This is a genomic window from Mucilaginibacter sp. 21P, from assembly GCF_019331605.1.
GTDB classification, from domain to species: Bacteria; Bacteroidota; Bacteroidia; order Sphingobacteriales; family Sphingobacteriaceae; genus Mucilaginibacter; species Mucilaginibacter achroorhodeus.
This window is the reverse complement of the sequence record NZ_CP063061.1, coordinates 2,280,271-2,293,623: the sequence shown is the minus strand read 5'-3', so window position 1 is coordinate 2,293,623 and position 13,353 is coordinate 2,280,271. Positions and strand designations below refer to the sequence as shown.

The following is a 13,353-nucleotide window of genomic DNA, read 5'->3' as shown; positions in this document are numbered from 1 at the left end:
TTATATGAATCTTTTCATGGAATTAATCTGGCTGCCCGCAATTCTTCAAATAGATCATAAAATGTGTCTTCCGTATCCTGAAAAATGCTGAATCCCAGCTTACGGCTTTTTGACATGTCCGTCATTACTTCTATCGGTCGTCCCAGGTCAAGATCGGTATGCCATGCAGTAGCCAATCGGCTGAGTTTTTTTTCCCGCAATGTATATTTCAGCGCAATATCCTCCCAGATATCTGCATAATCCGCCATTTCTTTTTCAAGCGGTTGAATTGTACCATTAAAGCCAACAGGTTGAATACCGAAGTACTCTGCCAGACGATTCCACAGCCTGCTCCAACGAAATACGTCGCCATTAACCACGTTGAATGCCTGATTACGGGCGATATCAGTTGTAGAAGCCCATATCAAATGTTCTGCTAATACCCGCGCATCAGTTACGTCTGATAAGCCATTCCATTGGGCGGCAGACCCCGGCCAAACAAACGGGCGGTTGGTTTCTTTACAAATAGTTGCATATACCGCTAAGGTAGTCCCCATATTCATAGCGTTACCTACTGCTTTACCAATAACCGTATGCGGCCTGTGAATACTCCAGGTAAAGCCATCCCGCTTGGCTGCGGCATAAACTTCATCTTCCTGCGCGTAATAAAAGTTTTCGATATTTAATCTTGGGTGCTCTTCCCGCAAAGGCGTCTCTGGCAAAAAACCCTCTTTTGCATAAGCTTCAAAAGGGCCGAGGTAATGTTTTAAACCTGTTACTAAAGCCACATGCTCAACTGATCTGTCCAAAGACAACGTATCCAAAAGATTACGTACCATTAAACTATTTACCCTGATGTTTTCGGCCTCAGTGTCGTTACGCATCCAGGTTGTTATGTAAACGTGCGTAGGCCGTATTTCGGATAAGGCCTGCTCTAGACTATTTTTATCTAACAGATCTGCTAAAACCGGTTTTAAACCCTCGATCTCATTGTTAGGATTACGGGCTAAACCATAAGTTTCCCAACCTTTAGATATAAGCTTTTTAGATAAGTTGCTACCGGCAATACCGCTTGCCCCAACTACTAATGCTATTTTGTTCATCATATTTACAGCGTTAATTTCGGTGAGATAGATAAATGTGTTACTTGTAATAATTTGTTCACAAACTTACCGGCAGTAGTTAAAAAGGGCGATGACTTGAATCAAGAAATACACTTGACCTGTATCAAGTCTATATCTACGCGATACAATTCCCGATAAAATGATGTCTTGTAAAAAAATCTACCTTTGCTCTAAACGTAAGTCACTACATGATCAATGTACTTTTAGGTCACATTCAGGAAAAGGTTATGCTGACAAATGAGGACAAAGAGAGGATAAAAACCTTCTTCATTCACAAAAAGCTAAGAAAGAGACAATACCTGTTACAGGAAGGCGATGTTTGTAAACACTTGACCTTTGTGGCAAAAGGCTTACTCCGTACCTACAACGTGGATAGTAAAGGGATTGAACACATGAGCATTTTTGGGTGGGAAGGTTGGTGGGTATCTGACTTTGCCAGTTTCCTATCAGGCGGAAAAGCCGTGTTTAATATTGATGCTATCGAAGACTCCGAGTTGTTTTTAATTTCACGATCCAATTACGAAGCATTGATGCCTGCAGTCCCGGTTATGGACCGTTATTTTCGTATTTTGTATCAAAACAGTCTGGTTACAAAAGAACAACGGCTAATGAGTTCCATTACGCACACCGCCGAAGAAAGGTATTTGTTACTGGCCGAATCAAACCCTCAGATCATAGGGCGCATACCGCAAAATTTAGTCGCCTCTTATCTTGGCATAGCGCCCGAAACATTAAGCCGCATCAAAAAAAAATTACTCTCAGAAAAATGATGCCTTTTACCACGATTTTTTGACCTATCAAATCACCTTCAAAGTGCTCTTATGGCAACTTAATTTTTGTTAACAATATACTTAATTAACTCCTACCTTTGCAAGGCTCTAATTTTCTTAAGAGCATTCCGCTTCATGATGTCAACAAGCTTTTCTTTTCAAAGATCTGTACAACTGGTCGCTGATTCTAAAAACTTTTACCTGGTTAAAATAGATACGCAAGGTAATTATGTTTACATGAACGATCTTTTCCTTGAACGTCACAGCGCTTTCTATAACAAAACAGAAGTAAGGCCGGCTTCAATTGCGCTGCATACAGATGACCATGCTGCAAGCTTTAAAACTTATCAGCTATGCGTTGCAGATCCCGACAAGACTTTTCCGATCACATTGAGAAAGCTTGATGGCAAAGGAGGTTATATAATTACTTATTGGGAGTACAAAGCAGATCTTGATGCCGGGGGGAACATCACCGGCGTTATCGGTATAGGCCATGATGTTGCTGCATTTGAATCCCGCCCGGAACATATTGGCTTTCTCACTCAAACGCTTAACACACTTGCTTCCCAGCAATCACATGATCTCCGACGTCCTTTAGCCAATGTTCTTGGTTTGGTTGAAGTGCTTAAAATCTTAGGTGAAGATAATGACCAATTACAAGACGTTGTTAAAAAATTAGAGCAAAGCTGTAAACAGTTGGATGATGAATTTGAGGCTTTTCTGATCAGGGATTTAGGGAATAAATTGGGTTAACCCAAGTCAAAATCTATCTTGATAGTTAAAATGATACTCTTGAGATAGATAATATCGGAATGAAGGTGCGTAATCTCACCTACCGAAAATATTTCAATCAATCACTGCACTAATTCACCGGTAAAACGAGAAAAATCCGCCATACTGTTTTAAATCTTACTTACCTCAATTTTTGGGGTTAGCAATTACCTTTAAGGATTTTCAATTAAAGCTTCATAAGAAGATTATCAATTTTGCGTTGTACTCAAACGATTTAGTCTATATTTGCCACAGTTTTTCCCTATCCGTATATCATCAATTTTGAGATCAATGATCGATAATTTTAAAGCAAACCGGACTATCTCTTTTATACAAGAGATTGACATTCATCCACATAATAGCAGTTCTTTCTTAATCCATCATCAGATATTTATAAAGTTTAAAATACCCGGCTTATAACTTTATTATAAAATATACCTTAGGTATATTCATACATGAAAAACTTCTCTTTATTTTTTTGTTCAGTGAATTTAATTTCTCGCTGAGTAATAGTCTTACAAATTAGTTTAACGAACTTTAACAGTCAATATTGATCATTTATGCAGGATAAAAACTCAGATCAGATCACTTCGGGTTATATAAAGGGCATCGCTGTAGACGTATTTGGCTACCTCAAGCGTAAATGGCTTATCATATTTGTTTGCGGTATAATTGGTGGTGCCTTAGCGTTAAGTTATGCGATCTTTAAAAAAAACGTTTATAAGGCCGAGTGCACTTTTGTTTTACAGGATGGCGGAAGCGGCGGCCTTGGCCAATATGCCGGCCTGGCATCCCTTGCAGGTATAAACATTGAAAGCGGCGACGACGGACTGTTTAAAGGCGATAACATATTTGAACTATACCGGTCCAGAACCATGATCATGAAAACTTTACTCACGGAGGTAAATTTTCAGGGAAAGAAAGAAATGTTGATAGACAGGTACATTGACAATAATAAGTTGCGTAAGCAATGGGAAAAACAAAAATTGGGCAACATTCAGTTCAAAGGCTCTCCAGATAAATTCAGCAGATTGCAGGACAGTTTGGTCACAGACATTGTAAAGAAGCTTAACAAAAGTGACCTGAGTGTTGTGAAACCTGATAAAAAACTGAGCATTATACACGTTACTTTAAAATCAACTGATGAACTTTTTGCTCAGGCTTTTACAAATCAGATCGTTAAAAATGTAAACGATTTTTACAGCCAAACTAAAACTAAAAAGTCTAAGTTTAACGTAGCGCTGCTTCAAAAACAGGCTGATAGCGTAAAGGCGGTAATTAACTCGTCCATCAGCTCAGCTGCAAGTTCTCTGGATGCGTCTCCAAATGCAAATCCTCAATTGTTAGTACTAAAGGTTCCGTCGCAACGTAAACAGGTAGATCTGCAAACAAGTGCTGCAGTTTACGGAGAGATCGTCAAAAATTTAGAAATATCAAAACTGGCCCTGCAAAAAGAGACGCCATTGATAGAGGTCATAGACCCACCTATATTACCACTTGAAAGTAACAAATTAGGAAAAAAAATAGCGTTAGTGGGCGGGTTTGCAATTGCAGCCATATTAGCCGCTTTTGTTTTAGTTGTTAAAAGAGTTATAGGATCAGCGGCTTAATATGAGTGTTAAAGGCAAATTAAACAGCATTATACGCGAGTTTAAAAATAAAGATGAGCAGGGTATACATGCTAATGATGCAAAAAAGAGAAATCTCAGGCTGATTCTTCAACTCGGGCTATCTTTTGGCTACAAAGGCCTGTCAATGTTCTTAAGCTTTGCTATAGTGCCGCTATCTATACATTTGCTTGGCAGTAACGAATACGGTCTTTGGTTAACCATCTTTTCATTAGTTAACTTTTTCCTGTTTTTTGATCTCGGCTTGGGTAATGGACTTAAAAATAAGATCACTATAGCACTGGCAAATAACAATACAGAAGATGTAAAAAGATATATAAGTACAGGATATATCGTATTTGCTTCGCTCTCGCTTTTTCTGATCCTGATACTGGTTTTAGTAGTAAAGCTCGCGAAGATACAGTCTATTCTCACTATTGGTGACATTGCCTCAAACGACGTTGAAAGAGCTATCTTAACCATTGGTATCACCATAATCATCTCTTTTACATTAAATTTTGTTTACAACATTGCGGCATCTATGCAAAACATATCCTTCTCAAACTTGGGTATGGTTTTAAACAATTTGATTACCGTAGTCATACTGATATTCTTTAACGTTTTTAAAGTAAGGGCAACTATAAACTTAATGTCACAGGTAACTGCGGTATCTTTGATCATAAGCATGGTTACGGCCAACTTTATTTTCTTTAAGAAAAACCCCAACCTGATACCTTCCATCAAATACTTCAGGTCTGATTACCTTATGAATATCCTGAAGCTGAGCTTTGGTTTCTTCATCGTTCAGATACAGGTAATAGTTATCTCATTCACAGATACGATAATCATCAATAAATATCTTGGCAATATAGAGGTGACCAAATACAATCTGATCTACAAGTTATTTAATGCCGTGATAGTGCTGCTAAGCCTGATATCAATGCCTTTATGGACGGTATTCACCGAGGCCTTTGAAAAAAAGGATAATGATTGGATCAGAAATGTATTTAAACGCTTCAATTACTTTGTATTGGGTGTAGCGGTGGTGTTCACACTAATAGGTGTATTTATTGACCAGATACTTTTTGTTTGGGTACAAAAGGAATATCAGATACCCGTGCTTTTAATCAGCGGTATGGTTATCTATCACGTTCTGTATGCCTGGAATTACAACTATTCTGTATTTTTAAACAGCGTTTCGGCAATAAAGGAACAACTGCCTTATTTAGTATTTACTATAATCGCCAACGTTCCACTTTGTATATATTTTATCAAGCTGGGTTTAGGATCGGCAGGTGTTATCATAGCTTCAGCGGTTTGCATATTACCATTTTCAATTTATGGCCCATACCTGGCCTACAAAAAAATAAAGCTTAATAAGGCAGTATAACGATATGTCAGCAAACAGAGGGATTTTCCAGGATTTTAAAGCTAACAAAAAGAATATTAAGGGCCAGCTTGTAATGGTTTTGTACCGCTTTGCTTGCCTGGCAAGAACAAATAAAATTACCACCATACTGTTTTTTTGGTACTTGATTCTCTATCTCGTTGTTGTTGAATGGTTTATGGCAATAGAGTTATCATGGCATGTACAACCCGGAGAAAACCTGCAGCTTCACCACGGCTTTTGCCTGGTAGTAAACCCGGGAGTTAAGATAGGTAAGAACTGCATACTCCGCCACGCAACCACGTTGGGTAACAAAAAAAGCGCTGCCGGCGATTTTAACAGCGGCTGCCCTGTAATAGGCGATAATGTAGACATTGGTGCCAACGTTTGTATAATAGGTCCATTAAAAATTGGTAATAACGTAATGATTGGGGCCGGCTCCATTGTGGTTAAAGATCTACCGGATAATTGTGTGGCCGCGGGTAACCCTGCAAAAATAATCAGATATCTTTAATGGTTAATATCCTTTATGTGTTTGGCGGCGAAAAAGCCTCGGGAGCAGAAAAAGTAATCCAGAGATTAATTGATAATAACCTGTCTGCAGTTAAGCCTCATTTGTTTGTTTCGCCTGGCGCCTACGCAGATAATCTTATCAAAACAAATCAGGATAAGTATGCTATCCATCTTTTAGATGAGTTAAAAAAACTTAACAGAAGCAGCGCCGGCAAATTAGGCTTTTATTTTAAAGCTATTTCAAACTGCTTAACGGTTTCATACAAGGTGTTAAAATTCGCGAAAACGAATAGCATAGCCGTTGTACATGCCAATACCATAGTGCCCGCATTTTATTTGTTCCCGGCAATTGTTTTAGCCAAAATTTTCAGAAAAGATCTGAAATTCGTTTGGTCTGATCATGATCTTAAATACTATTCTGCTTTTGACAACAAGCTTGCTGCAGCAGCATTTAAGTTATATGATGCTACCCTTACTGTTTCTAACGCCGTAAAAAAGAAATATCCTGTAAGCGATAAGGTAATAACGCTGTATAACGGCCTTGACTTGAACGAATATCAACCAGATCCAAGTCGTGGTGAAAAATTTAGACATTTACATGCTATCCAAAACGATGATTTTGTGATTGGAATGGCGGGCACCATCGAGCATAGAAAAGGTCAACTTGGTTTAATACAGGCCTTTAAAAAACTCTCAAGCCAATATCCTAAGTTTAAATTATTGTTGGCAGGCCCATTATCGGCAGACGATGAAGCCTACGGGAACGACTTTTTAAACGCAGTTGAACATGACAACGGCATTTATTATTTAGGTAAAATAAGTGATATGCCCGGTTTCTATAATGCTTGCGATGTTATTGTGAACAATAGTAATCTGGAAGGAAGTGAACCATTAGGCACAACCATCTACGAGGCAATGGCCATCGAAAAGATCGTTGCTGCTTCAAATACAGGCGGCTCACCGGAAATTATTGACAATGGACAAGACGGCTATCTTTTTACATGCGATGAGCAGAACTCATTAGCCGAGACATTAGAAAAAATATTTCTTGATCACGAAAAGTTAGATATCATCCGTAAAAATGCAAGGGTAAAAGTAGAAGAGAAATTTAATGTTAAAACGATGGTTAGGGCCTATAATGCTTTGATTGGCAAGTTGGTTAATTAACAATTATGGAGACAGAAAACAGACTTACTTTATTTAAATCCGAGTTTTGGATAGTCCTTGTCTGTACTATTTGTCTTCAGTTCCCTGATTTGAAAATAGCCGGCCTTCAGCCCGGAGAACTTTTGATGCTGTTGTTAATGCCGTTTTTGTTAAAACATATAACCAAAAGCAAAACCATTTTATACTTCTTAGCATTTTACATCCTTTTATTAGTAAAAACGCTGATCGTAAATCATTATACCAACTTTTACATTAACGACGAAAACCTGACGTTATTGAAAAATCCCGGATTTATCAGTTTCGCACGCTTCCTGGAGATGCTTACCTGTATGACGTTCTGCTGTTTCACAGCCAACGTTTTATCTCACTCTCAAAAGCCATATAATCTTTTGAAAATGATACTGTTTGTGCAAATAATGGTATTTGGTTTATTCTTTATGCTTACCTACTCTTTGTATGCTTTGCACTTGCTGGCAACAGATAAGTATGAAAGTTTAATAGTTTACGATGCGAGTGAGGGTGATCAGGTTTACAGGCTCAAGGGTTTCTTTGTTGAAGGCGGGCCGTTCGGCTTGTTCTACGCGTTTATTTTTACGGTTTGTGTAGCATGTTACCGTCGTTTAAAGCTAAAGCCTTTATACCTTATAATCCCGGTAATTTTAGTTTTGTTAGGACAGTCTAAGGCTGGCTATCTATTGTTATTTTTAAATGGCGCCGTTTATTTAATGTCTAAAGTTGGCAAGTTTTTTAAGCGGTTATTTGTTAAAATACTGTTATACATTGTGGTAATTGTATTGATGGTATTTGGGTCAATAGCTACGTTGCAGATGTACGTTGACAGCTTGTCAGACATTGAGTTAAAAGCTTCTCTTTTCGCTCCTGGTGAGATAGACCCCAACTTTATGATGGGAAGAATCTCGGCAACGGTAATTGTCCCAAACATGCTTGCAAAGAACGCCTGGGTGGGTATAGGCTGGGGTAACTATCCGCTGCTTAGAAACAACCCGGCTTACAGGCAGTTCATGCCCGAAATTCCGGTATCATTCTGGGATGCCACTGGTTTAGGCGGTATAGTTGATATGTTGCTTGAAGCAGGCATAATATTCTTTATTATTTACCTGTTGCTTTACTTTAGGCTGGCCAAAACCATCAAGCCTTTACCAGCCTCAAATTATTTAATATTAGCATTAATTGGACCGCTGCTATTAGGCGTGGCTATATATTTCTTTTATACGTGGTTTTTAATGGGTGTATTGTTCTTTTTAATGCAGACCGAACTTGAACCAAAGGAGAAAGCTTTAAATGAATAATACCCCAAACAACAAAAAGCCTCACCTTTGCATAGATGCAAGGATGATCAACCATTCCGGGATAGGTACCTATTTGCGAATGCTGTTGCCTGCAATTATTTCAAAATTTGAGGTGACGCTATTAGGCGATCCATCGTTGCTGGGATCATACTATCCCAATGCAACTGTTGTCGATTTCCCGGCATCGATCTACTCGATAAGTGAGCAATTAAAATACCGCAAGGTAATACCTGTTTGCGATCTGTTTTGGTCGCCGCATTATAACGCGCCGCTCATGCCTGTTAAAGCATTAAAAAGGGTGGTGACCATTCATGACGTATTTCACCTCGCATTCGCTTCTCAATTAAGTCTTAAGCAAAAGATCTATGCAAAATTAGCCTTTAATTTGGTATCTAAACTTAGCAACCGGATAGTTACGGTATCGCATTTCTCCAAGCAAGAGATATTGAAATTTATAAAGGTTGATCAAAGCAAAATAAACGTTATACATAACGGCGTAGAGCAACAAGCTAATTTGGTTGATGTAAATAATTTAAAGGCCAAATACAGCCTGCCAGATAACTATATTCTTTTTGTAGGTAATGTAAAGCCGCACAAGAATCTTAAAAATTTAGCCAATGCTTACCTTGCACTGCCTAAGGCACTGCAAGATCAATATAAGCTTTTGGTTGTTGGCAAAAAAGACGGCTTTATAACCGGAGATGATAATTTATTTGATATGATCAGCTCCAATCAGGCATTGTCAGATAACTTACATTTTACCGGCTACGTGGATGACGATGATATGGCAACTATATACAACAATGCCGCTGTTTTTGTGTTCCCATCGTTATATGAGGGTTTTGGTTTACCACCTTTAGAAGCAATGGTAAATAAATGCGCTGTATTGGCTTCTGAGATACCAGTATTGCATGAGGTTTGCGGGGACGCCGCGATTTACTTTGATCCGGAAAATGCCGAAGATATTGCATCTAAAATTGAATGGATTTTGAATAATGACCAGGAGCGGGAATCTTTGATAAATAAAGGAACAGAAAGAGTTAAACTTTTTGATTGGCAACAAAGCGCCCAAAAACATATAGAATTATTTAATCAGCTCATATACAACACAAAATAATGAAAGTTGCATTAGTACAGGATTGGTTGACGGTTATTGGTGGTTCTGAAAACGTATTTAAAGAGATTGCATCCTTATTTCCTGAAGCTGATGTGTTTACTTTGGTGGCACGAGAAGAAACATTAGAAAAATTAGGGCTGAAGGGGCACAAAGTTCAAACTTCGTTCATTCAGCGCCTCCCGTTCGCAAAAAAGAAATACAGGTCATATTTACCGTTGTTCCCGCTTGCGGTTGAACAGTTTGATCTGTCTGGCTACGATCTTATCATATCATCATCACATGCGGTTGCCAAAGGCGTGTTGACCAATGCTAATCAGATCCATATTTGTTACTGCCACTCCCCTATGCGTTACGCATGGGATCTAAATCATCAATACCTGCGCGAATCCGGCCTTAATAAAGGGCTTAAAGGTTTCCTGGCACAATATCTTTTGCATCGCATAAGAACATGGGATCACATCAGCACAAACCGTGTAGATCATTTTATAGCAAATTCTAAATACATAGCAAAAAGGATAAAAAAGGTGTACGGTCGTGACAGTGACGTGATATACCCTAACGTTGCTACTGAAGATTTTGCGCCGGCGGCGGAAAAAGGCGATTATTTTGTTACCTGTTCGCGTTTTGTTCCTTACAAAAAGATTGACCTGATAGTACAGGCCTTTGCGCAAATGCCTGATAAAAAATTACTGGTTATAGGTGACGGGCCGGATTTTAAAAAAGTAAGCAAATTAGCTGTGGCCAATACCGTTTTGTTAGGATACCAAACGTTTGACAAACTAAAGGCATACCTTTCTGCAGCAAAAGCGTTTGTATTTGCTGCTGAAGAAGACTTTGGGATTTTGCCTGTTGAAGCGCAGGCATGCGGCGTGCCCGTTATTGCCTTTGGCAAAGGTGGCGCTTTAGAAAGCGTTGTGGAAAACAAAACCGGCGTGTTTTTTAAAAATCAAACCGTACCTGATATAATAGCTGCTGTTCAGCATTTTGATTCGATTCAACACACATTTGATCCGGTTGCGATCAGGGAACATGCCGAAAGTTTCTCTACAGGCCGATTTAAAGCTCAGATGCTTCAATTTGTTCAATCGAAGCTTAAACAGTCGTGATTTTAATTTTCGTTCCATTAAAAAGGCCCACAAACGGTAGTTTGGGGCCTTTTGCTATAGGATTATTTACTTGCAGCCTTCATTTTTTTGCATCTGCTATCACCCACCGGTTTGTGGTGTTATAAGGTGCTTCTAAAACAATTTTATAAAAATCAGACGGGCTGTCCTTAACGCTTATAAAAGCATGTTGGTCTTTAACCGGCACCTCGCCCATTAGCTGGTACTCGTCCGGACTGCCTGTTTTGAAGTTATTGGTCTTAGCTACCCATATTTTTACTTTTCCATCAGGATCTACGGCTTTCCAGGTGATATCAAGATTACCTTGTACAAGTATGGCAGCGGGCTCAGCAACCGAAACCTTGCCTATAAGTGGCGTACCATCAACTTCGCGCTTAACATCCATCGGTATGGTAATATTCATGAAGCGGGCAACGGTTGGCATAATATCTACAATGGCCGGGTGGTAGCGCTCGGCATAAGCATTAAGCGGCCGGTAGTTGGTAACCATCCAGGTGCTGCGCTGCCGCGGAGATTGCCCGCCGTGCCCCCTGCCTGTTTTTTCATCACGGCCGTGGTCTGTTGTGATCACCAATAACCAGTTCTCATTAAAGTGTGCCTTGCGGTATTGTATTGCTTCATAAAGTTTGCCCATTTGCACATCAAGCTTTTTAACGCCATCGTAAAACTCGGGACTGTCGCCGTGCATGTGGCCCATATCATCTGTATACTCAAGATAAACCCATGAAAGGTCAGGCCCATTCTTCTTAATTGTCGCAGATGCTTCACTAACAACTTTTTCATCTATGCGGTGCATGTAATCATGCGCGGCATCATGTTTAAAGTTTACCGTATCCAACTCATAACCATCGTAATGATAATCAACATTTAAATTTCCTGCATTGGGCAAGTGGTAGCCAAGCAGTTTGGTACGGTTATCCTCCCAGCTCGAAAATATTGCCGTTTTCTTGCCCGGGTATTGTCCCTTTATTAACCTGAATATGTTTTGATAATTATAGTTAGGCGCCTTAATATCGTTATCAGGCACGTTATGTTTATTAACCCAGGTACCGGTTAGCAAACTATTGTAACCAACTGCAGAAATTGTAGGCGTTTGATTGTAAGCATTTACATCACCGCCCACATGCATGCGGGTGTAACTGCCATCGGCAATAATCTTTTTAATATTTGGTAAGTCTAATCGTTCAATAACATCCGCAGGAATACCATCTGCAATTACAAAAACTGTTTTGTTGGTTTTTTGCGCAAAAGCACTGGCAGCGAAAAGGGCAAGGGCAATAGTAAGTACGAACCGGTTTATCATCTCTATATCTGATATTAAATTAAACGGAATTAGCTGAACAGCGTGTTGGGATACACAGCAAGCTACCGCCAAAAATGTTGCGCCAATATTAATTGACTATTAAATCGAATTCATCAAATCAACAAACCGCCATATTTACTACTGTTTTGCAAAATCAGCCGCTACCTTGTCAAGGTCTGCCTTGTCTGGTGTTTTGTTGCCGTTGCTTATTATTATGCGGTATTTAAAGGTCACTGTCTCGCCTTTATTCAGCGTCAGGTTTTTCTGGCTTTTGCCGTTGGTAAAAACCTTTTCTCCCAGCGGATTGGCGGCAAACAACCCGTATCCCCTGGCGTGCCAAAAAGTTGGGTAATTAGGATTTTGCGGATGATCGACAATGGTTACACTTACCGAATCTGCACCCATTTTGCCATAAATCTTGCACCAAACGGCACGGCTGCTCCAGGCATCGTTGCCAGATTTGCCGGCGCTGGTGATATAATTACCATTGGCAACATGATCGGTACCGCCCTTTACCACAGTTACAATGCCTTTACTATCGGTAAACTTTGGTCTTCATTGGTTGGCATCTGCAATTCGTGGGCAAGGCGTAAACCCAAAAGGCCGTCCTTTGCGTCGGTGAAAACAGCCTGGGTATCGGCCTTTAAGGTAGTAATGCGGTCTATTGTCCTGCTATGTGCATCGCCACTAAATTCAAAATGGGTTGTTTCCTCTACCAACACTTGCCCCTGCTGGTTTGTCCAGTTAGCGTGGTAAGCTAAGATACCTGTTTTGCCATTTTGGGTTTCGGTTATTTTGTCTGTTTTTATCCAACCATAACCTCCCTTTTTTTCCTTCGGGATAGCATAAGAGTTATTCCAGAAATCCAATCCATTCAAGTTCTCAAAATTGAACCATAAACCTATATGGTGCGGATGATCATTTGGCTCACCGGGGCGCGGTGCTAAAGGAAAACCACGGGTAACTACTATGCCATCAGCGGTATGTAAAGGATACAGTACCGGCTTCTCCAGGCTATCTGGATACAGGAATTGTGTAAACAACCTACCACCTATCAATACATCAACTTTATGCTGAGTGCTATGCGGAACTATCTTAACCGTTACCGCCTTTTGCGCAAGAGCAAACATTGGGGCAGCAGCCAGCGCAAGAATCAGAATCCGGATAGACCTGTTCATAGC

General features: G+C 39.8%; 13 protein-coding genes. 9 read left to right on the top strand and 4 right to left on the bottom strand.

Features of this window, described 5'->3' with window-relative positions; translation table 11 throughout:
* Positions 1-14 precede the first annotated feature (14 nt).
* Entirely contained in the window at positions 15-1,085 is a 1,071-nt protein-coding gene (locus INP83_RS10490; RefSeq protein ID WP_255563293.1) for an SDR family oxidoreductase, read from the bottom strand.
* 206 nt (positions 1,086-1,291) lie between these two features.
* Between INP83_RS10490 and INP83_RS10485 the strand changes: the two genes are divergently transcribed.
* The 9 genes from INP83_RS10485 (at position 1,292) to INP83_RS10445 (ending at position 10,851) form a co-directional block, all read left to right on the top strand.
* The gene (locus INP83_RS10485) at positions 1,292-1,873 is read left to right on the top strand and encodes a Crp/Fnr family transcriptional regulator (protein WP_219127402.1); all 582 of its coding nucleotides are present in this window, start codon (positions 1,292-1,294) and stop codon (positions 1,871-1,873) included.
* A gap of 135 nt (positions 1,874-2,008) precedes the next feature.
* Positions 2,009-2,626 carry a histidine kinase dimerization/phospho-acceptor domain-containing protein gene (locus INP83_RS10480; protein WP_146271755.1) on the top strand — a complete coding sequence of 206 codons (618 nt, stop codon included), beginning with the start codon at positions 2,009-2,011 and terminating at the stop codon, positions 2,624-2,626.
* A gap of 578 nt (positions 2,627-3,204) precedes the next feature.
* Positions 3,205-4,254 carry a lipopolysaccharide biosynthesis protein gene (locus INP83_RS10475; RefSeq protein ID WP_146271751.1) on the top strand — a complete coding sequence of 350 codons (1,050 nt, stop codon included), beginning with the start codon at positions 3,205-3,207 and terminating at the stop codon, positions 4,252-4,254.
* A gap of 1 nt (position 4,255) precedes the next feature.
* Entirely contained in the window at positions 4,256-5,641 is a 1,386-nt protein-coding gene (locus INP83_RS10470) for a lipopolysaccharide biosynthesis protein (protein ID WP_146271749.1), read from the top strand.
* Between the two features lie 4 nt (positions 5,642-5,645).
* Positions 5,646-6,152, top strand: coding sequence for a serine acetyltransferase (locus INP83_RS10465; protein ID WP_146271747.1), 507 nt, complete (start codon positions 5,646-5,648; stop codon positions 6,150-6,152).
* Entirely contained in the window at positions 6,152-7,318 is a 1,167-nt protein-coding gene (locus INP83_RS10460) for a glycosyltransferase family 4 protein (protein WP_219127401.1), read from the top strand. The genes INP83_RS10465 and INP83_RS10460 overlap by 1 nt, the downstream gene beginning before the upstream one ends.
* A 5-nt stretch (positions 7,319-7,323) precedes the next feature.
* Positions 7,324-8,628, top strand: a complete 1,305-nt coding sequence (locus INP83_RS10455) for an O-antigen ligase (protein WP_219127400.1) — start codon at positions 7,324-7,326, stop codon at positions 8,626-8,628.
* Positions 8,621-9,745 carry a glycosyltransferase family 1 protein gene (locus tag INP83_RS10450; RefSeq protein WP_219127398.1) on the top strand — a complete coding sequence of 375 codons (1,125 nt, stop codon included), beginning with the start codon at positions 8,621-8,623 and terminating at the stop codon, positions 9,743-9,745. The genes INP83_RS10455 and INP83_RS10450 overlap by 8 nt, the downstream gene beginning before the upstream one ends.
* Positions 9,745-10,851, top strand: a complete 1,107-nt coding sequence (locus INP83_RS10445; RefSeq protein WP_219127396.1) for a glycosyltransferase family 4 protein — start codon at positions 9,745-9,747, stop codon at positions 10,849-10,851. Before INP83_RS10450 ends, INP83_RS10445 begins: the two co-directional genes overlap by 1 nt.
* A gap of 79 nt (positions 10,852-10,930) precedes the next feature.
* Here INP83_RS10445 and INP83_RS10440 read toward each other — a convergent pair whose 3' ends face one another.
* The 3 genes from INP83_RS10440 to INP83_RS10430 form a co-directional block, all read right to left on the bottom strand.
* Positions 10,931-12,172 carry an alkaline phosphatase family protein gene (locus INP83_RS10440; protein ID WP_219127394.1) on the bottom strand — a complete coding sequence of 414 codons (1,242 nt, stop codon included), beginning with the start codon at positions 12,170-12,172 and terminating at the stop codon, positions 10,931-10,933.
* A gap of 138 nt (positions 12,173-12,310) precedes the next feature.
* On the bottom strand, positions 12,311-12,691 hold the full coding sequence (locus INP83_RS10435; protein WP_219127392.1) for a DUF6807 family protein: 381 nt from the start codon (positions 12,689-12,691) through the stop codon (positions 12,311-12,313).
* A 2-nt stretch (positions 12,692-12,693) separates the two neighbouring features.
* Positions 12,694-13,350, bottom strand: coding sequence for a DUF6807 family protein (locus tag INP83_RS10430; RefSeq protein ID WP_219127390.1), 657 nt, complete (start codon positions 13,348-13,350; stop codon positions 12,694-12,696).
* Positions 13,351-13,353: the final 3 nt, after the last annotated feature.

Bases quoted from the DNA above. Each gene is read 5' to 3' on its own strand.
- INP83_RS10490 (WP_255563293.1), bottom strand. From the start codon at position 1,085: ATGATGAACAAAATAGCATTAGTAGTTGGGGCAAGCGGTATTGCCGGT.
- INP83_RS10485 (WP_219127402.1), top strand. From the start codon at position 1,292: ATGATCAATGTACTTTTAGGTCACATTCAGGAAAAGGTTATGCTGACA.
- INP83_RS10480 (WP_146271755.1), top strand. From the start codon at position 2,009: ATGATGTCAACAAGCTTTTCTTTTCAAAGATCTGTACAACTGGTCGCT.
- INP83_RS10475 (WP_146271751.1), top strand. From the start codon at position 3,205: ATGCAGGATAAAAACTCAGATCAGATCACTTCGGGTTATATAAAGGGC.
- INP83_RS10470 (WP_146271749.1), top strand. From the start codon at position 4,256: ATGAGTGTTAAAGGCAAATTAAACAGCATTATACGCGAGTTTAAAAAT.
- INP83_RS10465 (WP_146271747.1), top strand. From the start codon at position 5,646: ATGTCAGCAAACAGAGGGATTTTCCAGGATTTTAAAGCTAACAAAAAG.
- INP83_RS10460 (WP_219127401.1), top strand. From the start codon at position 6,152: ATGGTTAATATCCTTTATGTGTTTGGCGGCGAAAAAGCCTCGGGAGCA.
- INP83_RS10455 (WP_219127400.1), top strand. From the start codon at position 7,324: ATGGAGACAGAAAACAGACTTACTTTATTTAAATCCGAGTTTTGGATA.
- INP83_RS10450 (WP_219127398.1), top strand. From the start codon at position 8,621: ATGAATAATACCCCAAACAACAAAAAGCCTCACCTTTGCATAGATGCA.
- INP83_RS10445 (WP_219127396.1), top strand. From the start codon at position 9,745: ATGAAAGTTGCATTAGTACAGGATTGGTTGACGGTTATTGGTGGTTCT.
- INP83_RS10440 (WP_219127394.1), bottom strand. From the start codon at position 12,172: ATGATAAACCGGTTCGTACTTACTATTGCCCTTGCCCTTTTCGCTGCC.
- INP83_RS10430 (WP_219127390.1), bottom strand. From the start codon at position 13,350: ATGAACAGGTCTATCCGGATTCTGATTCTTGCGCTGGCTGCTGCCCCA.